The organism is Sphingosinicella sp. SM1-17 (assembly GCF_056821765.1).
In genome coordinates this window covers 1,391,733-1,416,723 of the sequence record NZ_JBPDIO010000001.1, presented here as the reverse complement: position 1 = coordinate 1,416,723, position 24,991 = coordinate 1,391,733, and the positions used below count along the sequence as shown (strand labels likewise).

General features: G+C 64.2%; 22 protein-coding genes, 1 tRNA gene and 1 pseudogene. 4 read left to right on the top strand and 20 right to left on the bottom strand.

All coding sequences use genetic code 11. From position 1 onward, the window contains the following. Nucleotides 1-78: 78 nt before the first annotated feature. A tRNA-Ser gene (locus ACRYLT_RS07125) sits at nucleotides 79-171 on the bottom strand. 165 nt (nucleotides 172-336) lie between these two features. Between ACRYLT_RS07125 and ACRYLT_RS07120 the strand changes: the two genes are divergently transcribed. Further along, on the top strand, nucleotides 337-1,062 hold the full coding sequence (locus tag ACRYLT_RS07120; protein ID WP_482665417.1) for a DUF1134 domain-containing protein: 726 nt from the start codon (nucleotides 337-339) through the stop codon (nucleotides 1,060-1,062). On the opposite strand, the gene pyrC is transcribed toward ACRYLT_RS07120, so the two are convergent. After that, a complete protein-coding gene (gene pyrC / locus ACRYLT_RS07115; protein WP_482663391.1) occupies nucleotides 1,059-2,102 on the bottom strand; it encodes a dihydroorotase in 1,044 nt (347 codons plus the stop codon). The two genes, ACRYLT_RS07120 and pyrC, sit on opposite strands and share 4 nt — an antisense overlap. Nucleotides 2,103-2,149: 47 nt before the next feature. On the opposite strand from pyrC, the gene ygfZ reads away from it, so the two are divergent. Further along, nucleotides 2,150-2,857, top strand: coding sequence for a CAF17-like 4Fe-4S cluster assembly/insertion protein YgfZ (ygfZ, locus tag ACRYLT_RS07110; RefSeq protein WP_482663390.1), 708 nt, complete (start codon nucleotides 2,150-2,152; stop codon nucleotides 2,855-2,857). Nucleotides 2,858-2,873: 16 nt separating this feature from the next. On the opposite strand, the gene ACRYLT_RS07105 is transcribed toward ygfZ, so the two are convergent. The 6 genes from ACRYLT_RS07105 to ACRYLT_RS07080 all read right to left on the bottom strand — a co-directional run bounded on the left by ACRYLT_RS07105 (nucleotide 2,874) and on the right by ACRYLT_RS07080 (nucleotide 8,115). Then, complete coding sequence (locus ACRYLT_RS07105) at nucleotides 2,874-3,536, bottom strand: cyclase family protein (RefSeq protein WP_482663389.1); 663 nt, start codon at nucleotides 3,534-3,536, stop codon at nucleotides 2,874-2,876. Between the two features lie 8 nt (nucleotides 3,537-3,544). Then, complete coding sequence (locus ACRYLT_RS07100; RefSeq protein WP_482663388.1) at nucleotides 3,545-3,820, bottom strand: CBU_0592 family membrane protein; 276 nt, start codon at nucleotides 3,818-3,820, stop codon at nucleotides 3,545-3,547. 96 nt (nucleotides 3,821-3,916) lie between these two features. Beyond that, a complete protein-coding gene (gene acnA / locus ACRYLT_RS07095; RefSeq protein WP_482663387.1) occupies nucleotides 3,917-6,631 on the bottom strand; it encodes an aconitate hydratase AcnA in 2,715 nt (904 codons plus the stop codon). 86 nt (nucleotides 6,632-6,717) lie between these two features. Beyond that, nucleotides 6,718-7,428 (bottom strand): energy transducer TonB, encoded by a 711-nt coding sequence (locus ACRYLT_RS07090; RefSeq protein WP_482663386.1) that lies wholly within the window; start codon nucleotides 7,426-7,428, stop codon nucleotides 6,718-6,720. A gap of 165 nt (nucleotides 7,429-7,593) precedes the next feature. Continuing rightward, complete coding sequence (locus tag ACRYLT_RS07085; RefSeq protein WP_482663385.1) at nucleotides 7,594-7,788, bottom strand: hypothetical protein; 195 nt, start codon at nucleotides 7,786-7,788, stop codon at nucleotides 7,594-7,596. A gap of 60 nt (nucleotides 7,789-7,848) precedes the next feature. Beyond that, nucleotides 7,849-8,115, bottom strand: a complete 267-nt coding sequence (locus ACRYLT_RS07080; RefSeq protein ID WP_482663384.1) for a hypothetical protein — start codon at nucleotides 8,113-8,115, stop codon at nucleotides 7,849-7,851. Nucleotides 8,116-8,549: 434 nt separating this feature from the next. Between ACRYLT_RS07080 and ACRYLT_RS07075 the strand changes: the two genes are divergently transcribed. Together ACRYLT_RS07075 and ACRYLT_RS07070 are read left to right on the top strand one after the other, a co-directional pair. Then, nucleotides 8,550-8,816 carry a hypothetical protein gene (locus ACRYLT_RS07075; RefSeq protein ID WP_482663383.1) on the top strand — a complete coding sequence of 89 codons (267 nt, stop codon included), beginning with the start codon at nucleotides 8,550-8,552 and terminating at the stop codon, nucleotides 8,814-8,816. Between the two features lie 172 nt (nucleotides 8,817-8,988). Continuing rightward, entirely contained in the window at nucleotides 8,989-9,498 is a 510-nt protein-coding gene (locus ACRYLT_RS07070) for a retropepsin-like aspartic protease family protein (RefSeq protein ID WP_482663382.1), read from the top strand. Here the strand turns inward: ACRYLT_RS07070 and ACRYLT_RS07065 are convergent. The 12 genes and pseudogenes from ACRYLT_RS07065 to glf all read right to left on the bottom strand — a co-directional run bounded on the left by ACRYLT_RS07065 (nucleotide 9,495) and on the right by glf (nucleotide 24,982). Further along, nucleotides 9,495-10,442, bottom strand: coding sequence for a peptidylprolyl isomerase (locus tag ACRYLT_RS07065; RefSeq protein WP_482663381.1), 948 nt, complete (start codon nucleotides 10,440-10,442; stop codon nucleotides 9,495-9,497). The two genes, ACRYLT_RS07070 and ACRYLT_RS07065, sit on opposite strands and share 4 nt — an antisense overlap. Before the next feature lie 90 nt (nucleotides 10,443-10,532). Further along, nucleotides 10,533-12,584: a M13 family metallopeptidase gene (locus ACRYLT_RS07060; RefSeq protein ID WP_482663380.1), complete on the bottom strand. Its 2,052-nt coding sequence runs from the start codon at nucleotides 12,582-12,584 to the stop codon at nucleotides 10,533-10,535. Nucleotides 12,585-12,734: 150 nt separating this feature from the next. Continuing rightward, nucleotides 12,735-13,799: a hypothetical protein gene (locus ACRYLT_RS07055; protein ID WP_482663379.1), complete on the bottom strand. Its 1,065-nt coding sequence runs from the start codon at nucleotides 13,797-13,799 to the stop codon at nucleotides 12,735-12,737. Nucleotides 13,800-14,047: 248 nt separating this feature from the next. Next, nucleotides 14,048-14,293: a DUF6894 family protein gene (locus ACRYLT_RS07050; RefSeq protein ID WP_482663378.1), complete on the bottom strand. Its 246-nt coding sequence runs from the start codon at nucleotides 14,291-14,293 to the stop codon at nucleotides 14,048-14,050. A gap of 180 nt (nucleotides 14,294-14,473) precedes the next feature. Next, nucleotides 14,474-14,770 carry a Crp/Fnr family transcriptional regulator gene (locus tag ACRYLT_RS07045; protein WP_482663377.1) on the bottom strand — a complete coding sequence of 99 codons (297 nt, stop codon included), beginning with the start codon at nucleotides 14,768-14,770 and terminating at the stop codon, nucleotides 14,474-14,476. Nucleotides 14,771-14,906: 136 nt separating this feature from the next. Beyond that, nucleotides 14,907-15,047 (bottom strand): annotated as a pseudogene (locus tag ACRYLT_RS07040) (Crp/Fnr family transcriptional regulator); the annotation flags it as partial. A gap of 224 nt (nucleotides 15,048-15,271) precedes the next feature. Beyond that, nucleotides 15,272-15,931, bottom strand: coding sequence for a Crp/Fnr family transcriptional regulator (locus ACRYLT_RS07035; protein WP_482665416.1), 660 nt, complete (start codon nucleotides 15,929-15,931; stop codon nucleotides 15,272-15,274). Between the two features lie 194 nt (nucleotides 15,932-16,125). After that, nucleotides 16,126-17,094, bottom strand: a complete 969-nt coding sequence (locus tag ACRYLT_RS07030; RefSeq protein WP_482663376.1) for a hypothetical protein — start codon at nucleotides 17,092-17,094, stop codon at nucleotides 16,126-16,128. A 64-nt stretch (nucleotides 17,095-17,158) separates the two neighbouring features. Further along, nucleotides 17,159-18,667, bottom strand: a complete 1,509-nt coding sequence (locus tag ACRYLT_RS07025) for an aldehyde dehydrogenase family protein (protein WP_482663375.1) — start codon at nucleotides 18,665-18,667, stop codon at nucleotides 17,159-17,161. A gap of 255 nt (nucleotides 18,668-18,922) precedes the next feature. Continuing rightward, nucleotides 18,923-19,237 (bottom strand): PilZ domain-containing protein, encoded by a 315-nt coding sequence (locus ACRYLT_RS07020; protein WP_482663374.1) that lies wholly within the window; start codon nucleotides 19,235-19,237, stop codon nucleotides 18,923-18,925. A gap of 71 nt (nucleotides 19,238-19,308) precedes the next feature. Beyond that, complete coding sequence (locus ACRYLT_RS07015) at nucleotides 19,309-22,503, bottom strand: amidohydrolase family protein (protein WP_482663373.1); 3,195 nt, start codon at nucleotides 22,501-22,503, stop codon at nucleotides 19,309-19,311. 130 nt (nucleotides 22,504-22,633) lie between these two features. After that, a complete protein-coding gene (glf, locus tag ACRYLT_RS07010) occupies nucleotides 22,634-24,982 on the bottom strand; it encodes a UDP-galactopyranose mutase (RefSeq protein WP_482663372.1) in 2,349 nt (782 codons plus the stop codon). Between the last annotated feature and the right edge of the window lie 9 nt (nucleotides 24,983-24,991).

Sequence of the window (24,991 nt, the reverse complement as noted above, 5' to 3'; positions counted from 1 at the left end):
ACCGCTTGTCTCGCCCAATGCGTACCTGAAGAGAAGCTTCGAGTCAGGAGCGATGGAGGAAAACCGATCAGCGCGAGGTGGCGGAGACGGAGGGATTCGAACCCTCGGTAGGAGTAATCCCCCTACGGCGGTTTAGCAAACCGCTGGTTTCAGCCACTCACCCACGTCTCCGGAAGATGGCCCCAAGGCAGAGGCCTATATAGGCGCGATTTCAAAGGTTCAACCGGCACTTGCCGACTCGGCCCGCCGCATGATCGACTCGACTCGCCGCCCGTTCATTGCCGGTCAAGAGTCGCTCGCGTTATCTATAATGAAGAGCGTGTGGGGAATTGAATGATGTTGAGAAGCTTGCTGAAAATCGCCGCAATGGCGGCGTTCGCCGCTGCCGCGCCGGCCGCGGCCCAGCAGGTCCAGACGATCGATCCGAACCGGGCCGAGGAATATCGGTCGGCTCCCGAACCGGAGTGGGAAGACCCGCAGTGGGAATCGAGCCCGCCGGCCGAATCGGATTGGGCTCCGATCGAAACGCCCCAGACCGAGAATCGCACCGCGGCCGCGCCTGCCACCACCGCACCGGTCGAGACGGTTCCGCGAGAAGATGTTTTCACGGCCGCTGAGGGCGTTTTCGGGCGCGGTGCCGAGGGCCTCGGTCAATTGCTGGAGCGCATCCTTCGCGATCAGGGCGAACCCGTCGCCTACATTTCCGGACAGGAGGCAGGGGGCGCGCTGGTGGTCGGAGTTCGTTACGGATCGGGCACCCTTCATCACCGGATCGAAGGCGATCGGCCAGTCTATTGGACGGGGCCGTCGATCGGCTTCGACATGGGAGCCGACGCCAACAAGGTCTTCGTGCTGGTCTACAATCTCCATGACAGCCAGGAATTGTTCAAGCGCTATCCCGGCGCCGAAGGAAACGCCTATTTCGTCGGCGGCTTCACTGCCCAGTATCTTCGGCGCGGGGACGTGGTGCTGATCCCGATCCGACTCGGCGTCGGGCTGCGCCTCGGCGTCAATGCGGGATATATGCGCTTCAGCGAACGGAACCGCTGGCTGCCCTTCTAGGCCGAGCCGCTGAAGCGCCAGCCAAGCCTTTCCCCTGCGTGGAAAGGCACGAGCCGGGTCCCGGCGGCGGGAAGATCCTGTGGCACCGATGATTCCGCGCGTTCCAGAACGACCTTCCCTTCGTTCAGCGGCAGGCCGTAGAAGCGCGGTCCGTTCTCGGACGCGAAGGCTTCGAGCCGATCCAGAGCCCCCTCTTCCTCGAACACGGTCGCGTAGCTTTCGAGCGCGAACGGCGCATTGAAGATCCCGGCGCAGCCGCAGGCAGCCTCCTTCTTTTCGACGGCATGAGGCGCACTGTCCGTGCCGAGAAAGAATTTGGGTGAACCCGAAGTGGCGGCACGTCGGATCGCCTGACGGTGATGCTCGCGCTTCGCCACCGGAAGGCAATAAGCGTGCGGCCTGATCCCGCCCTCGAAGATTGCGTTGCGGTTGATGATCAGGTGCTGCGGGGTGACGGTTGCGGCGATGTTCGCCCCGCTGCCGCCGACAAAGTCCACGCCTTCGGCGGTGGTGACATGCTCAAGGACCATCTTCAGCTCCGGAAAGTCGCTCACCAGCCGCGCAAAGGTTCGCTCGATGAAGACCTTTTCGCGGTCGAAAATGTCGACGTTGGGATCGGTGACCTCCCCGTGGATCAGCAGCGGCATTCCGATCCGCTGCATCCTTTCGATCGCCGGGTAGATGTTGGCGATGTCGGTCACACCGTGAGCGGAGTTGGTCGTCGCATGGGCCGGGTAGAGCTTGCAGGCTGTGAACACGCCTTCAGCGAATCCCCGCTCGATCTCTTCGGGATCGGCTCCGTCGGTCAGGTAGCAGGTCATCAACGGCGTGAAATCCATGCCCGACGGGACGGCGGCGAGGATCCGCTGGCGATAGGCTTCGGCCGCGGCGACGGTCGTGACCGGAGGCGAGAGGTTGGGCATCACGATCGCCCTCGCGAACTGGCGCGCCGTATAGCCGGCCACGGCCTCCAGCATCTCGCCGTCGCGCAAATGAACGTGCCAGTCGTCGGGACGACGGAGGACGAGACGATCGATCAAGAGCTTCCTGCCTTCATTTCGAGCGGTTTCGTCCCTAACTGCTCGGGATGGCCGGGACCACCCTTATCGATCGTTCGCTGATTCGTCTGTCGGGAGAGGATGTGGAGGGCTTTCTCCAGGGGCTGGTCACTCAGGATGTGGGCCGGCTGACGCCCGATCGTCCCCTTTGGGCCGGACTATTGACTCCCCAGGGCAAGGCCTTGTTCGACTTCATCCTCTGGTCCGACGGCCAGGACGTTCTGATCGACTGCGAAGCAGACCAGGCCGAGGCTCTGGTGCGGCGACTCACTTTGTACCGGCTGCGCCGCCCGATCCGGATCGGGATCGAGACCGGCTTGGGCGTGCATTGGGCGGTCGAGGGCGAGGCTTCACCGGATCCTCGCCTCGAATCGCTGGGCGTTCGCTGGCTGGCGGCGCCGGGCGACCCGGCGGAGGGATGGCTTGCGCATCGCCTCTCGCTCGGAGTCACCGAGGGCGTCGCGGAGCTCGGCTCCGACAAGACCCTCTGGCTGGAGTGCAATGCCAAGGAGCTCAACGGGGTGAGCTTCACCAAGGGCTGCTATGTCGGCCAGGAAAACACCGCCCGGATGAACTACCGCAACAAGGTCAACCGGCGACTGGTCGTGGTTCCGACAGACCGGCCCGGCGATCGCGCCCGAATCCATTATCCGGAACTGGGCGTGGCGGTGGAGCACCGGCGGGTCGACGACCTGGTCGGCGCGATCGTTCCTGGCTGGTTGGCTGAAGCTCTCTGACTCCGGCCGCTCCGGTTCAGGTCCGGCCAGAACCGTGCTGAATCTTAGCAAAGGCCCGGACCGGGAAAGTCCCCATTCCGACGATCTTCGGCGGAACCGCGCTGAAGGTGAAGCCGCCCTCCGGCAAGGCACCGAGATTGCTCAGATGCTCACAGACCAGCACCCCGGCCCCGAGCAGGATCGAATGTACCGGCCGGGCGCGAGTGCGGGTGTCGTCGATATTGTGGCTGTCAATCCCGACCAAAGCGGCTCCTCGCTCCACAAGCAAATGCGCCGCGGCTTCGGTCAGGAAGGGATGGTTGTCGAAATAAGCCGGAGTGCGCCAGTGCCGGTCCCACCGGGTATGGACCAGTACCGCTTTTCCCGCCACGTCCAGTCCATCGAGCCGCTCGGCATCGAGCGCCATGGCTTCGGATCGAACGACGATCCCCGGCAGCGCGGCAAGCTGGGCCAGATCAAGAGCGGCGAGGTCGGCGCCGTCTTGGAAGCGGTGAAAGGGCGAGTCCAGATAGGTTCCGGTATTGGCCACCATGTCGATCCGGCCGATCTGAAAGGTGGAGCCGTCGTCGAAGCTGGCGGCCGAAGCCTCGCGGGTCCAGAAGTCGCAAATATGCGGCCCCGGCAAGCCCTTGTAGGTCGTCATTCCAGCTTCGATATCGTGGCTGAGGTCGACCAGCATTCGAGCTCCTAGGGCGGTGGCGCGCCGGGCGGCGCCGGGAGACGCTTTCTTCGGGCGATCCGCCAGAGCGCTGCGGAGCCGATCAGCATCCAGACCAAGTTGAGCGTGGCGGAGGGGATGGCCCCGTGCCACCAGCCGTTGACGATGAATCCCGCGGCCCCGCCCACATTCATCGCCTGATAAACTGGAGAGTCGCCGGTTACCTTGCCCATCGACAGCAGCAGATAAGCCAGCAGGATCAGGCTGGCCCCGGCCCAGCCCGCGATTTCGACGAGGATCAGCATCCCGTCACCAGGCGAACCCCACCCCTGCCCCGGTCGCGTCTCGCCTCTGGACGATCAACGCGCCAGCGCTGGCCGCAGCAGGCCGCATACGGCGCGTCAGGCGGCGACGCCATTCCCGGCGAGCTGCCGGAGGACGTAGTGGAGGATGCCGCCGTGACGGAAATATTCCAGCTCGTTGGCCGTGTCGATCCGGACCCGCGCGGTGAAGCTCGTCTCGCTCCCGTCGGCCTTCCTCACCTTGACCTCGATCTCCTGGCGCGGCTGGAGATCGGCGACACCGGTGACGGTGAACGTCTCGTTCCCGTCGAATTCCGGCACTTCGCCGACGAACTGCAGCGGCAGGACGCCCATGCCGACCAGGTTCGAGCGATGGATGCGCTCATAGGTTTCGGCGATCACCGCCCGGACGCCGAGCAGGTTGGTGCCCTTGGCGGCCCAGTCGCGCGAAGAGCCGGTGCCATATTCCTTGCCGGCGATCACGACCAGCGGCGTCCCCTCGGCCTTGTAGCGCATCGCCGCATCGTAGATCGCCATGTTCTCGCCGGTGGGAACGTGGCGAGCGACGCCGCCTTCGATTCCCGGAACCATCTTGTTGCGGATCCGGATGTTGGCGAAGGTGCCACGCATCATCACTTCATGATTGCCCCGGCGGGCGCCGTAGGAATTGAAGTCGGTGCGGGCGACCTGATGTTCGGTCAGATACTTGCCGGCCGGGCTGTCGAGCTTGATCGCTCCGGCGGGCGAGATGTGATCGGTGGTGATCGAGTCGCCGAGAATGGCGAGCGGACGCGCACCGACAATGTCGGACGGCGGCGTCGGAGTCATCGACATGCCTTCGAAATAAGGCGGGTTCTGAATGTAAGTGGAGCCCGCCGGCCAGCCATAAGTGTCGCCTCCGGCTACCTCGATCTCACGCCAGCGCTCGTCGCCCTTGTAGACGTCGGCATAACGTGAACGGAACATCTCGCCGTGCACATGCTGATCGATCAGGCGGCGAACCTCCTCGTTCGTCGGCCAGATGTCCTTCAGGTACACATCCTCGCCATCCTTGCCCTTGCCGATCGGGCATTCGACCATGTCTTCGATGACCGTCCCCTTGACCGCATAGGCGACAACGAGCGGTGGCGAGGCGAGATAGTTGGCGCGAACGTCCGGCGAGACCCGCCCTTCGAAATTGCGGTTGCCGGAAAGGACACTGGCAGCGACGAGATCGTTCTTGTGGATCGCCTTGCTGATCGGTTCGGGCAGCGGGCCCGAATTGCCGATGCAGGTCGTGCAGCCATAACCGGCGAGGTTGAAACCGAGTGCGTTCAGGTCGTCCTGGAGCCCCGATTTCACCAGATAGTCGGTCACCACCTGGGAGCCCGGCGCGAGGCTGGTCTTGACCCAGGGCTTGCGGGTGAGCCCCTTCTCCCGAGCCTTTCGGGCGACGAGGCCGGCGGCAATGAGAACCGCCGGATTGGAGGTGTTGGTGCAGCTGGTGATGGCGGCGATGACGACGTCGCCGTGGCCGAGGGTTTCCGCCGTTTCGAGCTCGCCGTCATTGTCGACATCGACGTCGCAGCGCTGCTTCAGCCGACCGATGTCCTGGCCATATTCCGTCGTGAAATTGGCGATGAACTCGTCGTCCACCTTGGACAGAACGACCTTGTCCTGTGGGCGCTTGGGTCCTGCCAGGCTCGGCTCGACGGTGGACATGTCGAGGTCCAGAGTCGAGGTGAAGACCGGTTCCGGCGCCGAGGTGTCGAGCCAGAATCCCTGTCGCTTGGCATAGGCTTCAGTGAGTGCGATCTGATCGTCCGGGCGGCCGGTCAGACGCATGTAATCGAGCGTCTTCCCGTCGATCGGGAAGAAGCCGCACGTTGCCCCATATTCGGGCGCCATGTTGGCGATGGTGGCACGATCGGCAAGGCTGAGCGCGGAAACCCCCGGCCCGTAGAACTCGACGAAGCGACCGACCACGCCGTGCTTGCGGAGCATCTGAGTGACCGTGAGCACCAGATCGGTGGCGGTGATCCCTTCGCGGAGCTGCCCGGTCAGTCGAAAACCCACCACTTCGGGAATCAGCATCGACACCGGCTGGCCGAGCATCGCCGCCTCGGCCTCGATACCGCCGACGCCCCAGCCGAGGACTCCAAGGCCGTTCACCATCGTCGTGTGGCTGTCGGTACCCACCAGAGTGTCCGGATAGGCGACCTCCTCGCCTTTCTCGTCGGTCGACGACCAGACTCCGCGGGCGATATATTCCAGATTGACCTGGTGGCAGATACCCGTGCCCGGAGGAACGACCTCGAAGTTCCGGAACGCCGTCTGCCCCCATTTGAGGAACTGGTAGCGCTCGAAATTGCGCTGATATTCGAGCTCCACGTTCCGCTCGAAGGCTTTGGGGGTGCCGAACTCGTCGACCATCACGCTATGATCGATGACGAGATGGACGGGCACGAGGGGATTGATCTTCTGCGGGTCGCCGCCGAGCCTCGCCATCGCATCGCGCATGGCAGCGAGGTCGACCACGGCAGGCACGCCGGTGAAATCCTGCATCAGGACTCGGGCCGGCCGGTACTGGATCTCGCGGGCCTGGGTGCCGCGATCCTGCTGCCAGTCGACGATCGCCTGGATGTCGTCACGGGTGACCGTGTCGCCGTCTTCGAAGCGCAGCAGGTTCTCGAGCAGCACCTTCATCGAGAAGGGCAGCCGGGAAATGTCGCCGAGCTGCTGGCTCGCCTTGTCGAGCGAATAATAAGCGTAGGAGCGGCCGCCGACGTCGAACGTGCTGCGGGTCCCCAATGAATCCTGTCCGACGGCCGTCATCGCTCGTTTCCTTCCCGCTTCTACCACCTGGCTGATGTCGCAGCGCTCCTAGCAAGCCGGACGCGGAGGGGAAAGGGAGCGGTTTGCTAGGGAGTCGCTTCCGGCAATTCCCAACCGATCCTGCCCTGCACCCGATCGCCGACGGGACTCCCGGAAGCGTCCTGCGCAGGATAGAAACGGGCGCGGGAGCGCATGATCCGACAGGTCGTATTGTCGAGCGCTGCCGATCCACTACTCTGGTCGATCTCGCACCTGGACACGCGCCCGTCCGGCCCGACGTCGAGAGTGAAGCTGACTGCGCCTTCCTCGCGCGCCTTGAGAGCGGGAGCAGGGTAATCCGGGCCAGAAATATAGGACGCCAAGTCGGCTCGGGGCCGGGCGCTCGCTGCTGGGCGTGCTGGGGTCTCTGGCGAGGGCGTCGCGAGATTGGACTCGGAAAGGGACCATGTCACTTCGCCGGCATGAATGTCGGCGACCGCTCGACCCGTCAAATCGCGCGCGGGGGAGTAACGAGCACGAGAGCGCATCAGTCGGCACGTGGCTGAGTCGAGTATTCCCGAGCCACTTGATCGAGTTATCGTGCAGTCGCTCACGCGCCCCGTCGGATTGACGGCGAGCATGATGGCAACTGTTCCCTGTTCGCGATTCCGCAAGGCCTCGGGCGGATAATCTGCCACGCTGATGTATTGGCCAAGCGGCAACCTCGGTTCGGCGCGGACCAGCGCCGCCCTCGCCTCGATTGCTGGAACTCCGCTCTGCGCCTGCAAGCCAACCAGGACAATAAGTTCCAAGATCATGGAGCCCTCCGGTAAGTCAAACCGGGAGCCATTGTACCGTATCAATCGAGAGCAGTCGAATCCGGTGGTTTCATTACTGAGACTGTCGACTGAAGCGGGAGGATAATACTTAAATCCAAGGCCAGACTGTTGATCAGGTCTTTACAATCGATTGATCCTGGCGTGCTATTCTGCCAACAGCGCCTTTCGCGCGTCGGTCTCGGCGCGGAGGCGATCGGTTCGGGCGGCCCGGGCCGCCATCTCATCCCAGGCGGCGGCGGCGCGAAGGCATCGCTCGCGGACATTGACGAGACTCGCGGAATCGGCATCGCGACGCGCGGCGGAGGCGCGTTCCACATAGAATTCGTGATGGGTGGACATTTCGCGGTCTCGCTTCTGGAGCGCGCCCGGCGAGTATCGCCGGCCGGTGGTGGAACGACCCTATTGGCCTGCGGTACTCTCGTCCAGCGGAGCTTCGGCTGAACTCTGCCGGGCATCGGCTGCCGCGGACATCGCCTCGGAACGTTGCTTCATCCGCGCCGCTGCCGCGATCGCCGCGTCGTCATTCTTCGCCGCAATCCGCTCGAGCACGGCGGGCGGAGCCGGCTCGCCTGCCGAGGAGCTTCGGTCACCGAGCAGCACAGCCGTTCCGGCGACCGCGATCAGGCCGATCCCCGCGAGCAAGCCAGTCCGGCGTCGGCGCCTCACGAACGAGCACTCCGGCGGCGAAAGAAGAGCCGCGCCGTTTCGAGAGAGCGTTGAGACTCCCGCCGTCGACGAGTCCGCTCCCACGCCGCCTCCGCGGCGGAAAGGACGAGATAGTCCGACTCACTCGGAGCGCTTGAGGCAATCAGGAAAGACATCCGGGATCAAGCGCTTGGGGGAGCAACTGGTTCCCGGAGAGCCTGATCGGCGATCGTTCGCCACTTCGACCAGAGGCAATGGAAACCCATCGGCCATGTGTCACTGGAACGCTTCAGCGCGCCCTAGAAACGGCTTGCCGCCGCGCTTTTGCACACTGTTCAAACCGCTTTAGGAGTGTCAGCCGGGACAAAACTCGTTGTCGTTCACCTTAAATCCATGAAACTTCTCGCTCTGCCGCTGCGTTGGGCGTTGCAAGTGGTTTTGGAAGGAGCCGGTGTATGGCGACGAACATCCTGGAAGCGCGCGGCGGCAGTCTGGTCCCCCCAGTGGCGCAGCGCGGCTATCATATCGTCTATCGCGATCATGAGACGAATTACTGCCCGGGTTGCGGGCGGACCCATTGGTATATTGGCCGGATCATGGCCGAGTGCGCTTTCTGCGGCACGGCCTTGCCGCTCGAGAACGCACCGATGATTGCCGGCGGTCAGATCATTCGGACCGTTCGGCGTTATCCCTTTGCGGGAGATCACGCCTTCGCAGCCTGAGGAATCGTCAGGACCTGCCGCTGCCAGCGGCGGAGCCGCCCCCCTGCGCTTGAAGTGCTAGTCAGTCCAGGAGAGGCGGAAGGCGCCCGTCGAAGTCGAGGCTTCGGCGGGCGCTTCCATTTCGAAAGGCCGTTAACCGGGCTTTGGCAATCCTGAGCGATAAAAATCCCGAATGAGCGCGAGAGCCAGCTTCTTCTGGGCCGGTATGATCGTGGTGGGCGTGCTAATGATCGCCCCCGCGCTCGAGGCTCCGCGCCTGGAGCAGCGGCGTCCACGGCTCCCGATCGAACGCTCGCCCGAGCCGGCGGCGCCGGCCGGCAACGGCTATGCCTCGCAGGAGATCGAACGCGCTCCCGACGGCCATTTCTACGTCGAGGCGCAGGTGAACGGGGCGCGCATCCGATTCCTCGTCGACACCGGCGCAAGTGTCGTCGCCCTGACGCCAGCCGATGCGCTGCGTGCCGGAATCGCCGCCGGCGATGAACGGGCGTCGGCAATGGGGGCGGGGGGCGAGGTCCCGATCGCTCCCGTGACCATCGACAGGATGGCGGTGGGCCCCCTCAGCTCGACAGCGGTCCCGGCAGCAATCGCCGATGGACTGACGGTCTCGCTTCTCGGCCAAAGCTTCCTTTCACGGGTCGGCTCGGTCGAGATCCGCGGCAACCGGATGGTGCTGCGTTAAGAGCGGCGACGAACCGGCACATTCACGTTGCACAGGTCGACGCCACCGGCCGGCACCTGGAAGAATGTGCCGCCGCGATTGGCTCGGCCGGTGACATAGGCCGAGAAAGCTTCGCTGTCCGAGCGCAAGACTTCGAACCGCGGCCGCTCGGCCGGCGGCAAGTCACTGGCGAGCCGGATCGAACGGATCGGGATCCCACTCTGCCGTCCTTCCTCGTAGAAGCCCAGATTTCCGGTGCCTCGCGGTCGGGCGGAGAGATGGTGGATACCCTCAATGACTCGGCCGACATTGGCAATGTTCCGATCGAGATGGCGAGGGGCGTGACCGATCACCGCGTAAAGCTCCCCTCCGGTACCCGTGTCGGGGGCCAGGTTCCGTCCAACTCCGACGCTCGCATAACAATGGGCGAGCCAGGCCCGACCTCGCTCGGGGTCATAGCCGATCGGCCAGCCATCCGCATGCCCCGCCATCGGCGAGTAGCTGTCCGGAAAGCCGAGAGGGCGGACGTTCAGTCCCGCCAGCGCACGCTCATATTCCGCAGGCGGCGTTCTGACCACGCCTGGCGGAAGTGGAAGCTCGGAATCGCCATTGCCCCATTGAGCGACATAATTGTCCTGCACCCGGTAGATCGTGGCGTTGTTCCACCAGCCGGCACGCGCAAAGGCGCGCACGTTCGCGACATGGACGGGCGCGAAATCCGGGGCCAGTTCGATGATCACGCGTCCGCCGTCAGCCAGATCCATGACCAGCAGATTGGCTGGGTCGATTGCCCGCCAGTCGGCCGCCGCGGAAGCTGCGATCACCTCGGTGGGTTCGATCGCCCCCTCGACCGGTGCCGGCCGCCAGAAGGTGTAGCGAGCGGATGGCTCGACCGGCGTTTCGCTTGCCGTCTGGGTACAGGCGGCGAGGGTCGCCAGAAGAACGAACGGGGTCGAATGGCGCATGAGCGGCTCCCGATGGTTTCGTCCCTTCTGCACAAGCCGATGCGCAAAATGAAGGGGCCGGATCTCTCCGGCCCCTTGCTGCTCGACTTCCTACCAGATCCGGACGCGCTGATCGGGCGGCAGGTACAGTTCGTCGTCGGGAGCGACGTCGAAGGCTCGATACCAGGCGTCGATGTTGCGAACGACGCCGTTCACCCGGAATTCGTCGGGGCTGTGCGGATCGGTGAGGATGCCCTGGCGGATAAGGTCCTCCCGCTCCTTGCTTCGCCAGACCTGGGCCCAGGCAAGGAAGAAGCGCTGATCGCCGGTAAGGCCGTCGATCACCGGCGGCTCGCCATGCTCCGCGACGTGCCGGCGATAGGCGGCATAGGCCATCTCCACACCACCGAGGTCGCCGATATTCTCGCCCATGGTGAGCTGCGGATTGACGTTGAGCCCGGGGAGCGGCGAATAGCCGGCATATTGCTGACCAAGCCGCGCCGCCCGCTCCTGGAACCGTTGCGCGGAGGTTTCGGTCCACCAGTCGCGCAGCCGACCCGACCCGTCGAAGCGCCGCCCCTGGTCGTCGAAGCCGTGGCCGATTTCGTGGCCGATGACGGCGCCGATCGCCCCATAATTCACCGCCGGATCCGCATTCGGATCGAAGAAGGGCGGCTGAAGGATTCCTGCAGGGAAGGTGATCTGATTGAGCAGGCCGTTGTAGGAAGCGTTGATCGTCTGCGCGCTCATGTTCCACAGGGCGCGATCGACCGGATTGGGCAGGCGTGACAGAGCGAGGTTCCACTGGAACTCGCCCGACCGGACCGCATTGCCGAGTGGGTCGCGCGGATCGACGCGGAAGTTGCCGTAGTCGATCCAGCGGACGGGATGGCCGATACGCGGCTCGAATGCATCGAGCTTGCGAAGGGCCTCGCGTCGTGTCTCCTCGTCCATCCAGTCGAGCCGCTGCAGCCGCTCCTGAAAGGCGGTGCGCAGATTGCCGATCAGCTCGTCCATCTGACGGCGGCTCTCGCCGGGGAAATGGCGCTGGACGTAGATCTGGCCCACCGCCTCGCCGAGATTGGCATTAAGGAGCGCGATTCCCCGCTTCCAGCGATCGCGCTGCTGCTGCTGACCGTTGAGGGTCCGACCGTAGAAGTTGAACTGCGCCTCGTCGAAGGCTCTCGGCAGATATTGCGCATAGCTGCGGATGAAGTGGAAGGTCATATAGTCCTTCCATGTGTCGATCGGCACCTGCTCGAGCAGCTGGCCGATACCGGTGATCGCGCTGGGCGTGGTGGCGATCACCGTTTCGGCGCTGCCGAGTCCGCGGCGCTCCAGATAATTGGCCCAATCGAATTGCGGTGCCAGCTCGTTGAGCTGCTGCCGGTTCATCGGATTGTAGATGGCGCGGGGATCGCGAAGCCGCTCCGGGGCCCAGTGAACTTCAGCAATCCGGCGCTCAAGAGCGATGATCGAGTCTGCCTTGGCTTCCCCGTCGGAGATTCCGAGCCGGTGAAGAGTGACGATGAATTCGCGATAAGCGGAACGGTACCGGTCATATTCGGCGCCCTCGCGGAGATAGTAATCGCGATTGGGCATGCCGAGACCGCCTTGGCCGGCCACGGCCGAGTAGCGGGTCGGATCGGCGAAGTCGGGAATGATCCCAATCCCGACGGGCGCGATATAGCCGGGGGTCGCGAACAGGGTGACGAGATCGCCGCGATCGCGGACGGCACTGATCCGCTGAAGATAAGGCTGAAGCGGCGCGGTTCCGCGGGACTCGATCCCTGCCTCGTCCATCCAGGCGGCGTAGAAGTCGCCGACCCGGCGCTGCGCCGGATCGCTGGAAGCGGCGGCTTCGGTAACGATCGCCCGCAGCTGCTGCTCGATTTCCTCGCTCAGAACCGTCCACAGGCTCCAGGCCGATCGGTCGGCGGGTATCTGGGTGGTGCGAAGCCAGCTCCCATTTGCATATTGGAAGAAATTGTCGCCTGGTTCCACAGCCGTGTCGCGGGCAGCCAGGTCAATGCCGAAAGTGCCGTAGCGGGCCTTGGCGACCGCCTGACCAGCCGGGGCACCGCCCGGTGAAGGCTGGGCCATGAGCGGGGCGGCGCCCGCGAGGAGAATGGCCGTTGCCAGCGCGACAGGTGATTTCTTCATGCAATCAGCTCCCCAAGCGGTCGGTGCGCGCCGGCCGCCCATATGATGATGTCCCCGCGCCGAGCCTCGACGCCGAACGCGATTCGCGCAAACCAAAAAATCGGCAAAATGTTGATTGACTTGGAATAAAGCCGAGAGCCTGCAGTTCGACTAGCCGGCAAGTCGCGCCTCGTCTTCGTTGGCGACAGAAAGTCCCTCCAGCTGCAGCAGCTCCGTCCCCCAGGCGAGCGCCTCCTCGATCTGTCGTCCATGTGACTGCTCAACGAGCCGGTCGGCTCGGTCGTGTTCCTCGGCGGAATAAGGCAGGTTCGGCTGCTTGGCATGCCGGTGGAGGTTCTTGGCGATGCTGCCGGCAAGCGTGTCGGTGCTCAGGGTCAAGCCGAGAGCTTCGGCCGATTGCCGGGCGGTCGCCAACGGGTTGGCGGTCAGTGCCTCGAGGGATGTCACGGCCTTGGCCTTCAAGTCGAGCGCGTGGAGAGCGCTTCGGAAGCGGCGGACCTCCAGATGATAGGCGAGCAGCGCCAGATTGGCCGCCTTGCCGAGCGGATCTCGCGACTGCCGAATGGCAGAAGCGAGCAGAGTTTCACCAGCGACATCACCACCCGCAAGATGCGCCGCGACCCGGGCGGTGAAGGCTATTCGCTCATGTCCCCCGCGGAAGACGGCTCGAAGGAACGCCCTTGGCTGGATCGTGATAAAGAGAGGCAACAGGTCTGCCCCGGACCGGCACAGGTCCGGAACCAGATTGTTGGCCCAGTTCGATGGCTTGATGACGACGGGTTCTCCGTGGCTCCAGCGCGACCGCAAGCTCGCGCAGGCGAGTCTCAGGACGGGCTGGAATCGCGGATCTTCGAGGCCGCTGCGGTCAAGCGCCATCTTCCAGTTCGCCAGGTCGACGAGGCAATTGGGCTCGCGCAACACGAATGAACGGCCTGGCTGATCGAGGATTCGCGCCAGGAGCGTGGACCCGCAGAACGAAACGTGGAAAATGAACCGATCCGGTCCCTTCGGCAGCTCATCCGCCTGGCTCAGCGCTTCCGCTATCGGCACCATCATCGGCGGGCCGGTGGCAATGTTTGACCGGCCGTCGAGGAAGCTGGCTTCGTGCAGCAGGCGACGCGCCGTGGGCGTGAAGACGAGCCAGCCGCCTTCCGGGTCCACCCGATAGAGGATGAAGGAGGGATCGCATACCAGATCCCTGAAGCTCGGCGACACTCTTTACCCCCACCCCACGGCAACTGTGCTACTGCACTAACTATGCCAAACGGCTCGGCCCGAACCCGCCATCGAGGAGCCGTTTCTTTCGAAGAACTTGCTGGAAGCGGGCTGTCGCGGCGGTTCCCGGCCCGATCGTCGGAGTGTCCGGATCCGGACGCTCACCTGTCCGATTACGAACGCGAGAGGTCGCAGCCTTGGCGAGCGAGGCCTCGCCCTTTCATGCGCCGGACCAGAGCCGGTGCGATTCAGTCGTTTGTAAGAATTTCGACGATTTCGTCGAAGCGGAGCGAGAGCACGACATTGCCCGCTTGGTCGACCACCTCGATCGTTCCGCGAAGATCGAGCCGACCCTGAAGAACCTCCTCCGCGAGGAGTGAGCGCACGCCCTTCAGCGCCTCGCGGCGCACGGCTTCAACGTCGGGCAACTCGCGCCCGTCCTCGTCCTCGAGAAAGCCGCCGCCATTGTGGATGTTGAAGTGGTAGCGGCTCATGACCTCTCGCAACCCAACTCAGATCGCCAACTCGGCCGTACCGAAGCGGTTCCCGCCGAGATCAAGGGGAGATACGATCTGACCGCAGTCATTGCCGCGCCCGCAAGATCCGCCGCGGTCGGCAACAGCGCCTCGTCCCTTCGTCGCGGCCAAGACGAGGCGAAGGGGCTGCCCCTCGCATCAGCGGGGCCGACGCTCCAGATAGAGATAGTTCGGGTTGAACTCGGCCACTCTGCGCAACCGCTCAAGATCGCCAATTCTTACTCGGCTGTTTCGGAATTCGACCAGGCCCTGCTCGCGCAACTCCTTCAGGGTTCGATTCACATGGACGGAAGTGAGGCCGAGGCATTCGGCCAGGTCGGCCTGAGTCAGTCTCAGGTCGAAGCCCTTCTCGTCGGACAGTCCGACGAGAGCGAGGCGTAGCTGAAGCTCGCAAAAAAGGGTGAGCCACTCGCGAGACCGCCGATCGACGGCCAAGCGAGAGCTCCCATTCCCGGTGGATCGCCGCGTCCAGATTGGTCGAAAACCAGTAGACTCGCGTCAGATGCGGATACTCTTCCGTGATCGCCTGCAGCCTATCATGGGGAACGATCGCCACCTGACAGGGCGTAAGGGTCATGACGGCATGGTCCAGCCGCTTCAGAGTGAAGCTGTGCAGGTCGGCGAAATCGCCGGCGACGTGAAGCTCGGTGATCTGGCGCTGCCCATCGCGCAGATCCTTGTATCGGCACATCAGTCCTTCGAGGAGCAGCATGCTCACCGACAAGTCGACATCGGCCCGAATCACGGTTTCGTCGGCACGAAACGCCCTGATCTCCGCGACGGCGCCGCGGATTGCCCGTTCTTCCTCGGCGGAGATCTCGTCCCTCGCCCTCAGCTTCTTGAGATGCGCTTCGATCACGGCGACTCCGCACTTGAGCAAGACGGAACCGAGAAACCCTGTCCATGTTCCGAACGCTCGCGCGTTCGCAACTCACTTCACTCGGCCAAGCGATGGTCCATGTGGAGATAGTTGGGATTGAACTGTCCGGCCTGCTTCAACCTATCGAGATCGGGGATGGTGAGTCTTCGGCCGTGAAGCTCGATGAGCCCATCCCGGCGCAGCTCCTGCAGTGTTCGGTTGACATGCACCGGGGTCAGCCCGGTGGCTTCGGCCAGGTCCGCCTGAGTGAGCGGAAAGCCGCAGCTATTCTCTTCCGTCAGCTCCGCTTGCCGAAGCCTCAGGAAGAGTTCGCAGATAAGATGGGCCAGTCGCTCATAGGCCGTCCGCTGCCCGACATTGGCGATCCATTCGCGAGCGACGGCGGCATTGACGAGTTCGTTCCACCAAAGTGCCTCCCCGATGCTCGCGCTCTTCGTCATCAGAGCCTGGAAGTCGGTCGGAGCGATCTCGGCATAGCGCAGCCGGGTGATCGCGCTGACGCCATGGTCCATCTCGCGAAGCAGATGGACATACGGCTCGCAAATTTCGCCCGGAAGGATGAAGGACAGGATCTGGCGGCGCCCATCGGGCAGCTGCTTGTAGCGACAGCCCCAGCCTTCGAGCACCAGATTGACGGAGCGCGGGCGGTCGCCCTCACGAATGAGGTCACGCCGGGGCGCGACCTCCCGGACGTTCTTCGTTGCGAGCTCTTCGATTAGAGCCCGATCCTGTTGGGAAAGCTTCGCTGAAGCTTCGATATGTAGACGCAGAGCCCCGCCCCATCGACTGGCTGTTTATTGCAAGCCGTTGATAGCGCGCCGATTCACGGCATTCGTTCATCTATGTTATTGGCGGACCGGGTGCGGACAAGCGGCGGAACCGGCAGGCCGGAGCGCGGCCTCGGCGCTTCTCAGTTGCTGGACCGGACGCCCGGCCGCTCCCGCACCTCGACGATTCGCTCGTTGGTCACCAGCCACACGCGCTGAGGCTCTCCGGTGACGACCATCAGCGGCCGGCCGGTCATCTGCGCCAGGAGGACGTGGATCTCGGTCGGCGTCGGATCGAGCAAATGAGTCACCGCGAGCGGCCGCGGCTGCTGGCCCTCTGGCACCGGCGGAGCATCGAGAGTCACGCAAGCATTGCTGAAGCCGCGGCTGTCGGTAACCCGGCCATCGGCGTTGACTGTCGACCTGAAATGACCGCCGAGCGGAAACTGTCCCCGCTCGGCCGGAGCGCTTATCCGGTAAACGTCGATCGGCGCCGACGCCGAAGCGGGTGCAACCACCAGAACGTTGAAGGGCTGGTTCGTGCAGGGCCGTTGTTCCTCGTCCTCGCTGGCCAACCGCGCCGCGGCCATGCGCGCCTGGATCGGGTTGAGCGCCGGCCGGTTGTCGGCAAGAAAAACTTCGCGGGACGTCACCCGGGTGCCGAGCACCCTGGCCCGAAAGATCGCCACCGGACCGGTCGGACCCTCGCCGTAGAAGGTGACGGACATCGCATTTCCCTCCGGCTCCGCGATCCAGCCGTCGATTCCCGCACCTTCCGGGTCAGAGACACGGCTGAGCATGTCCTGAGTGGCGACGAGGCCGGCCCGAGCGATATCGACCAGCAGGCGCCCGCGTTCGGCCGTACGATTGAGCTCGGCGACCTGGGCTCGGGCGAGCGGCGGCGCAACGCTGCTCGGACCCTGCGGCCGGGAAGGATCCGGATCGGCCGCGGAAGGTGCCTCGTCGCGCATCTCCGCGACGCTCTCCTCGAGCCCGGAAAGCCCCCGCGGCTGCGGCGCCTCGGCATCCTCGGCGGCACTCTGCGCGGCGACGACCTGGGCGCCAAGAACGGTCGCGGCGATCGTCAGGAGAAGCTTCGGCATACGGATCACTGGCAATCCTTCTGGTCCGGCCGTTCTGATCGCGGCCCCCGGGTGAACCGCGGCTGACCGTCGATCAGAGCGCGATGGCGACCGTCTTCAGCTCCGTATAAGCTTCGATGCCATAGCGGCCGCTCTCTCGCCCGAAACCGGACTGCTTGTACCCTCCGAAGGGCAGCGAAGTGTCCGCCGCAGAGGGACAATTGCCCCACACCATGCCGGCTTTCAGCTTTGCGGCAAGCTTGTGCATCGCCGAAACGTCACGAGTCCAGATCGAGGCGGCGAGGCCATAAGGCGTGTCGTTCGCCAGCCGCGCCACCTCGTCGAGGTCGTCGTAGCGCGTCGCGGCGAGCACCGGACCGAAAATCTCCTCGCGGACGATCTTCATCTCGGGCTTTACGTCGACCATGATCGTCGGATTGACGAAATAGCCTTCGCCGCCCGGCGTATCGCCGCCGCAGATGACCGAGGCCCCTTCCTTCCGGCCTGCTTCGATATAGCCGAGAACGCGCTCATGCTGCTCGGTGGAAACAAGCGGTCCCATTCGCGTGTCGGGGGCCAGGCTCGGCCCGACCTTCCACTTGGAGGCGGCGCCGGCGACAGCTTCGATCAACTGGTCGAAAACGTCGCGGTGCGCGAACAAGCGAGAGCCGGCAATGCAGACCTGCCCGGCGTTGGAAAAGATGGAAGTGGCCGCGCCGGTCGCCGTCCGCTGGACGTCGACGTCCGGAAGGACGATGACCGGCGACTTGCCGCCCAGTTCGAGAGTGACCCGCTTCAGTGTCTCGGTGGCGTTGCGGTTGATGATCTTGCCGACCTCGGTCGAGCCGGTGAAGGCGACCTTGTCGACATCCGGGTGGCGCACCATCCGGTCGCCCGCCGTTTCGCCATAGCCGGTCACGATATTCAGGACCCCGGCCGGGATTCCGGCTTCGGCCACCAGGTCCGCCAGCCGAAGAACGGTCAGCGGAGTCTGTTCGGCAGGCTTCAGAATGACGGTGCAGCCGGCGGAAAGGGCTGGAGCGATCTTCTGGACCGCCATCATCAGCGGGAAGTTCCAGGGCACGATCTGGGCGCAAACGCCGACCGGCTCGCGCCGAACATAAGCATGGATCGTCCCGGTGGGAAAGCCGGAAGGCTCGACATGCTCGCCGACCAGCTTGGTGGCCCAGCCGGCCATGTAGCGCAGCGCCGCCACGCATTTGGGCATGTCATAGCCCTGAGCGGCGGCTCGAGGCTTGCCATTGTCGATCGACTCGAGCTCCGCAAGCTCCGGGATATTAGCTTCGATCAGGTCGGCCAGCTTCTCCACCAGGCGCTGGCGCTGGTAAGGCGGCAATCCCGTCCAGCGGCCATCGTCGAAGGCGAGCCGGGCCGCAGCGACGGCGCGATCAACATCCGAATCGGACGCGTCAACGACGCGGGCAATCTCCTTGCCCGTGGAGGGATCGTAGACCGGGATCTTCTTGTCGTGCGTCGAATCGACCCACTCGCCATTGATGAAAAGCTTGTGCTCCCGCTTCAGGAAGGCCTGAACGGCGTCGCTGTAAGCAGGCTGAGCGGAAATCCGGGTCATTTCGTTCATCGGGCGAGTCTCCTTCGGCGCCGCTATAACGGATCGCGCTTCGAACCAGAAGCTTGGGGGCAGATCGGACTGCCGCTCCCGATCACCGGTTCAGCGGCGGTGCGACGTTCGTTCGAGCGCCCCATTCACATCCGTTGCAAAATAGGACTGGCTGACCGCCTGTCAATCCAAAGGCTAGCAGGCGACGCCCTCGGCAGGGAAAAGCAAACGGCTCGCCGTGATCCCCGTCAGCAGACCGAAGCTGAAGCCAGGGAATCAGCCGATCGTCAGCTCGCAACCGAAGTTCAGGCCCAGTCGGCCGTCACGGATCCAGCGGACGAAGGCGTAGAGCGGACTGCAGCCCTGAAAGCGGATCACCACGCTTTCGCCGAGACGCGGCACCAGGTCCGACTGGACCTGAGTGCCCCGGCTGGAGATGTTGACGACCGGGACCAGATATTCGTGCCCGCGGAAGCAAAGGATCGCCAGGTCGGCCAAGCCCTCGTGTCGCGGTTCGGACCGCCGCTCTTCGGCGGACGATTGAACATCCCTGGCCGAACGGCTCGAGAACTGGACGGCGTGACTTGCCATGGTGCCTCCCCCTTCCGTGGCACCATGGACCATTACAAAAAACAGTTACCGAATGATGAGCGAAACTTGGCTCAATCTTCCCAATGATATGGCTGACGGCGGCGATCCCCGGTGACCGTTTCGTTGAGCGTCGCGGCCTCGTAGAGCCGGCCATTCAGCATGACATAATGAATGTCGTCGCTATTCTGAATGTCGACGGTCGGGTCGGCATTGAGCACCACCAGATCGGCAAGCTTGCCGGGCTCGAGGCTGCCGAGGTCGCTGAACCCGTACATGCGGGCCGGATCAACGGTCGCGAAGCGAAGCGCCTGGACCGGCGTTGCGCCACCCCGAACGAACGACCAGATCTCCCAATGCGACCCGAGCCCCTGCTGCTGGCCATGCGCGCCGATGCTGACCGGTACACCGCGATTGGCAAGCCGGACCGACTCCCTTGCGCTATATTGATCGACGAACTGATCGGCCGGCGCGGTCACCGCCCGAACCCGCGAAGCAAGCTGCTGCGGCGGCACGTGACGAGTCAGCAGCGGATGGTTCCAGACCGGCATCGCCTGCGCCCAATAGGGATCGCCGGCAAGGCCGCCATAGGTCACGACCAGGGTCGGATTGTAACCGACCCGGGTCTGCGACCAGAGGCTGAGCACATCTTCGTACAGCCTGCGCTGCGGAATGTTGTGCTCGAGCGTCGAGTTGCCGTCCTGGATGAGGCTGATGTCCATGGAGAAGAGGGACCCGCCTTCGGGGACGACGAGGATGTTCTCGGCGCGACCGGCCGCGGCCACCTGCTGGCGCTGGTCGCGCCGGGGCTGGTTGTAGTTCTTGATCGAATGGGCGCCCTCCGACTCGAGTCGGCGGACATGGGCGAGCGCATCCTGATAGGAATCGATCTGCGCATAGCGGCCCGGCGAACGCGCGCCGTAGACGATCTCTCCGCTCGAGAAGGTCCGCGGCGCAAGGATGATTCCTGCGCGCTGCATTTCGGCCGCGGGGAAGATTTCGCTCGACGTGCTCGACGGATCGTGAACCGTGGTGACGCCAAGCGCCAGGTGCGACATGGCCGACCAATTCTGCTGGGGAACCAGGTCGTCCGATCCCTGGGGTCCGTGGGCGTGGCCGTCGATCAGGCCCGGGATGATCGTCTTTCCGGTCACGTCGACCTGGCGCGCATCGGCGGGGATGGCGACTTCGCCGCGTCGGCCGACGGCTCTGATCCGATTGCCCTCGATGAGGATCACTCCATCGTCGATGATTCCGCCGGAATCGTTCGCCATGGTCACGATCCGCGCACCGACGAGGGCGACCCGACCCTGCGGCACATCGGCCCGCGCGGTGATCGCAAGCGAGGTGCCGCTGGTCGGCGGCGTGTAGCTCCCGCCCGGAGCGGTCCGGACGAGATCGGCCGTGTTGGCGCCATAGAGCGTCGGTCCCAGCGTCCAGGTCAGGCGGAGTCCATTCTGAGTCCAGTTCGGATAGGTGCCGCCGCCGCCCGTCACTCGCGTGATCGGCAGCTGAGTGCTGCGCGAACCCACGTTCATCATCGCCGCGCCGCCGAAAAAGGGCATGGCGAAGATGTTGTAATTCTCCCGGAAGACGAGGGTCCGTCCGTCCGGCGAAACTTCATAGGTGGTGACGAGGTCGCCTTGCGCATGGTCGCGCCGGTTGCCGCCGTTGAGGTCGACGCTGATCAAGCGCAGCTTCTGGTCCTGGTTCACCTCCAGGAAGATCCGGTCGCTGGCGGCGCCGAAATGCGGATTGCCGCCCTCCCGGATCACCCGGGTCGAGGGGCCGCCGGCCGCGGGCACACGGAAGATGCCGGTCGACTCCGACCAGGCTTCGGAGACGAGCCCGCCGCCGCTCGCCACCTCATAGACGATTGTGGATCCGTCCGGGGAGAAACGCGGCCGGCGATAATGGCCGGGCTGCTGAGTGACGGTCCGAATGTTGCTGCCGTCGGGCGAAACCGTGCGGATTTCCCCGAGCCGCTGGTCGTTCCAGGAGACGAAGGCGATCCGGCTGCCATCGCGTGACCAGGAGGGGAAAAGCTGGAAATCGCCGTCCTGCCCGGTCAGGAGCCGAGGCTCTCCGCCGGAAAGATCGCGGATGTAGAGCCGGCCGAGGGTCTCGAACACGACCCGACTGCCGTCCGGCGACACTGCGGCGAAACGCGGCATCCGCGTGGTGAAGGTAGTCGGAGCGACCTCCACCTGCGGTATCACCGCGTCGATCACGACTCGATTGTCGTTGATCTCGAACGGGATTTCTGCCGCACCCGTACCGTCGGCATTGATCCGCCGGATCTTGCCACCGGCCCAGAAGACGATGGCGCTGCTGTCCGGAGTCCAGTCCATGTTCGGATAGACGCCATGAACCGCCCACGTCTCCTGCAGATCCTGGTCGAGATCGTCATAGATTCGCCGTTCCTCGCCGGTGCGGAGGTCCTTGACGAACAAGCGGCTAAGGCCGCCGACGCGCTGAACGAAGGCGAGCCAGCGTCCATCGGGGGAAGGCGTTGGACGGACCGCACCGCCGGGGCCACCGGCAACCTGGGTCCGCTCGCCGGTCGCGATGTCGTAGCGCTCGACGGCGAAGACCTGCTGGTTCGAATCCTGCGCATATTCGAAGATCGGACCGGGGGTGGTGTTGCGACTGAAATAGATCGCGCTGCCGTCCGGCGCGTAAGCGGGTTCGCCAAGCTCCTTCTGGTGCTGCGGGTTCGGCCGCTGGACGAGCGGCACGCCATTGCCCGTTCCGCTGGCATGATAGAGCCAGATTTCGCCGGTTCCCAGCGAGCGCTGGGTCGTGAAATGCTTTCGGGCGGCTATGTATCGGCCGTCCGGGCTCCAGGTCGGGTTGTTGAGCAGCTCGAACGTCTCGCGGGTGATGGCACGCGCACCCGAACCGTCCGTGTTCATCACCCAGATATTGTCGCCGCCGCCCCGGTCGGAGGTGAAGGCGATCAGTCGACCATCCGGGGAGAAGCGCGGCTGCTGGTCATAAGCGAGACCTGAGGTGATCCGAGTCGGCCGCCCGCCGCCGATCGGCATGGTATAGATGTCGCCGAGCAGGTCGAAGGCGATCGTCCGCCCATCGGGGCTGACGTCAAGGTTCATCCAGGTGCCTTCCGAAACACGCATCGGAACCTGGCGCAATCGCTGTCCCGGCGGGTTGTTCACGTCCCACTTCGGCTGTTCGCCGCCTCTTTGTGCCTGGGCAAGCGTTGCGGTGGAGGCGAGCAGAAGCGAAAGAACGGCGAGACTGCGGAACATCGGGCATCCTGGTCTTGTGTTGTGAAGAAGCGGCGAGGCTGCACTATTCAGGCAACACGCGCAAGCGGCGCGAAGGCTTGTGCCGCTCGCGCCGCTTCGGCTTCTCAGGACTGGCTTGGCCCGGGAGGGACTATTCGGCCGCCTCCGTCCAGACGTCGGTCTTGTTGCTCGCCTCCGCCTTGCGCCGAGCCTCCAGGCGCCGGAAGGTGGCCAGCGCCTGCCCCACGACCTGGTCCATATTATAGTAGCGATAGGTCGCCAATCGGCCGACGAAGGTGACGTTCGGAGTCGCGTCGGCAAGCGCTTCATAGCGCTTGAACAGCGCCTGATTCTCGGCGCGCGGAATGGGATAATAGGGATCGCCTTCCGCCGACGGATATTCGTAGGTGACGCTCGTCTTCGGATGCTGCTGTCCGGTCAGGTGCTTGTATTCGGTGATCCTCGTATAGGGGACTTGAGGATCCGGATAATTCACCACCGCGACCGGCTGGAACTGCGCCTCGTCGATCACCTTGTGCTCGAAGCGAAGGCTTCGATAGGGCAGCTTGCCGAAGCGGAAGTCAAAGAACTCGTCGATCGGGCCGGTATAGACGATGTGGCCGGCATCGACCTCGTCCATCACGTCCTTGTAGTCGGTCGACAGCAGCACATCGATGTTGGGGTGATCGAGCATCCGGTTGAACATCGCCGTATAGCCGTCGCGCGGCATGACCTGGTGCTTGTCGCCGAAATAGCGATCGTCGGTGTTGGTCCTGGTCGGGATCCGAGCCGTCACCGCCTTGTCGAGGCCGCTCGGGTCGATCCCCCACTGCTTGCGGGTATAGCCCTGGAAGAACAGCTCATAAAGCTCCCGGCCGACGGCATTGATGACGACGTCCTCCGACGTCCTGATCTCCGCCACCGGCTCGGCCCGCGAGGCGAGATAGGTGGCTGCCTCCTCGTCGGTCTGAAGGTCCAGACCGAACAGCTTGTTCAGGGTCGTCCGGTTGATCGGGATCGGCACGAGCTGGTCGCGGACATGGGCGAGCACGCGATGCTCGTAGGGCCGCCACTGCGTGAACTGCGAAAGATAGTCGACGATCTCGTCGCTGTTGGTGTGGAAGATGTGCGGTCCGTACTGGTGGATCAGGACGCCTGCTTCGTCGAGATGATCGTAGGCGTTGCCCGCGACGTGCGGGCGCTTGTCGATGACGAGCACATGCGCGTTCTGCTGGCTGGCCAGCCGCTCGGCGATGACCGAGCCGGCAAAGCCGGCGCCCACGACCAGATAGTCGTAGCGCTTCTTGTTGTGCGCCTTGACGATGTTCGGACCCGCCTTGGGAACGGCGACCGCCTCGTGGACGAGACCGGCCATCCGAGCATAAGTGATGTCCCAGCTCAGATTGGCGAGCTTGAGATCGACCTCGGAAAGCCACTCCTCGCCGTCGCGGGTCAAAGCGAGAGCCTGCTCGCAGCCCTTGATGAAGGCCTCCGCACCGTCGGCGATGATCACCGCGTCGAGATCGCTATAGTGACGGATGACGTCGGTGATCGGAGTCGAAACGACCGGCCGCCCCCCGGCAAGATATTCGGGTGTCTTGGTCGGGCTGATGAACTTCGTCGACTCGTTGATCGCGAACGGCATCAGGGCGACGTCCCAGCCGCCGAGATATTGGGGCAGCTGCTCATAGGTCTTGCCGCCGAGATAATGGAGGTTGGGCCTTTGCGGCAGGTCGGCGGGATCGATCTTCACCACCGGGCCGACGATGACGATCGACCATTCGGGATGGGCGTCCGCGAGCGCTTCGATCAGCGCAAGATCCATGCGCTCGTCCACGACTCCGTAGAAGCCGAAACGCGGCCGTGGCAGCGCTTGCTGGTCCTCGGCTTCGCCGGCGGGGGACCGCGCCTGCGCGAAATGTGCCCGATCGACGCTTGAAGGGAAGGGATGGATGTTCGGATGACGATCCTTCTTCGCCTCGTAGAGCGAATATCCGCCGGTGAAGACGACATCCGCAAGATCGAGCAATTCCTGCTCCAGCGGCAGCAGGCGTGGTGGCGCGAAGCGGAAATTGGCAAGTTCGTCCATGCAGTCATAGACCGTCGCCAGCGATCGGACGTGCCGCGAAAAGGGCAGCATCATCGGCGTGTAGTACCAGCGGACGAATGGCCCTTCCTCGCCGGCGAGGAACCCATCGAGCAATCCCTTGAGGATCCGGTCCTGCTCGGCCTCGTCCAAGCCATCCGGAAGTGAGGGCGTCACGACGATCACTCCGGTTTCCGCGCAGGTGCGCACACCCAGGGCCGGATCACAGTCCGGAAGGGCCGGCTCCGGCTCCTCCCAAAAAATGACCCGCCGGTCAGCCGCAAATCGACTCATGAGATGCTGCGGCCTCTGGAACACGAAGTTCCACCTGAGATGCGAAAAGCAGATCAGGGTGAAGGGAATCTGGGCGGGAACGCGGCTCTGGGGCCGCAGGGCATCTTGAAACTTGATCACTGAAACCCC

What these genes read in the sequence shown, in the direction of transcription:
- ACRYLT_RS07120 (WP_482665417.1), top strand. Translation starts at nt 337, where the DNA reads ATGTTGAGAAGCTTGCTGAAAATCGCCGCAATGGCGGCGTTCGCCGCT.
- ygfZ (WP_482663390.1), top strand. Translation starts at nt 2,150, where the DNA reads ATGGCCGGGACCACCCTTATCGATCGTTCGCTGATTCGTCTGTCGGGA.
- ACRYLT_RS07105 (WP_482663389.1), bottom strand. Translation starts at nt 3,536, where the DNA reads ATGCTGGTCGACCTCAGCCACGATATCGAAGCTGGAATGACGACCTAC.
- ACRYLT_RS07100 (WP_482663388.1), bottom strand. Translation starts at nt 3,820, where the DNA reads ATGCTGATCCTCGTCGAAATCGCGGGCTGGGCCGGGGCCAGCCTGATC.
- acnA (WP_482663387.1), bottom strand. Translation starts at nt 6,631, where the DNA reads ATGACGGCCGTCGGACAGGATTCATTGGGGACCCGCAGCACGTTCGAC.
- ACRYLT_RS07090 (WP_482663386.1), bottom strand. Translation starts at nt 7,428, where the DNA reads ATGATCTTGGAACTTATTGTCCTGGTTGGCTTGCAGGCGCAGAGCGGA.
- ACRYLT_RS07085 (WP_482663385.1), bottom strand. Translation starts at nt 7,788, where the DNA reads ATGTCCACCCATCACGAATTCTATGTGGAACGCGCCTCCGCCGCGCGT.
- ACRYLT_RS07075 (WP_482663383.1), top strand. Translation starts at nt 8,550, where the DNA reads ATGGCGACGAACATCCTGGAAGCGCGCGGCGGCAGTCTGGTCCCCCCA.
- ACRYLT_RS07070 (WP_482663382.1), top strand. Translation starts at nt 8,989, where the DNA reads ATGAGCGCGAGAGCCAGCTTCTTCTGGGCCGGTATGATCGTGGTGGGC.
- ACRYLT_RS07065 (WP_482663381.1), bottom strand. Translation starts at nt 10,442, where the DNA reads ATGCGCCATTCGACCCCGTTCGTTCTTCTGGCGACCCTCGCCGCCTGT.
- ACRYLT_RS07060 (WP_482663380.1), bottom strand. Translation starts at nt 12,584, where the DNA reads ATGAAGAAATCACCTGTCGCGCTGGCAACGGCCATTCTCCTCGCGGGC.
- ACRYLT_RS07050 (WP_482663378.1), bottom strand. Translation starts at nt 14,293, where the DNA reads ATGAGCCGCTACCACTTCAACATCCACAATGGCGGCGGCTTTCTCGAG.
- ACRYLT_RS07025 (WP_482663375.1), bottom strand. Translation starts at nt 18,667, where the DNA reads ATGAACGAAATGACCCGGATTTCCGCTCAGCCTGCTTACAGCGACGCC.
- ACRYLT_RS07020 (WP_482663374.1), bottom strand. Translation starts at nt 19,237, where the DNA reads ATGGCAAGTCACGCCGTCCAGTTCTCGAGCCGTTCGGCCAGGGATGTT.
- ACRYLT_RS07015 (WP_482663373.1), bottom strand. Translation starts at nt 22,503, where the DNA reads ATGTTCCGCAGTCTCGCCGTTCTTTCGCTTCTGCTCGCCTCCACCGCA.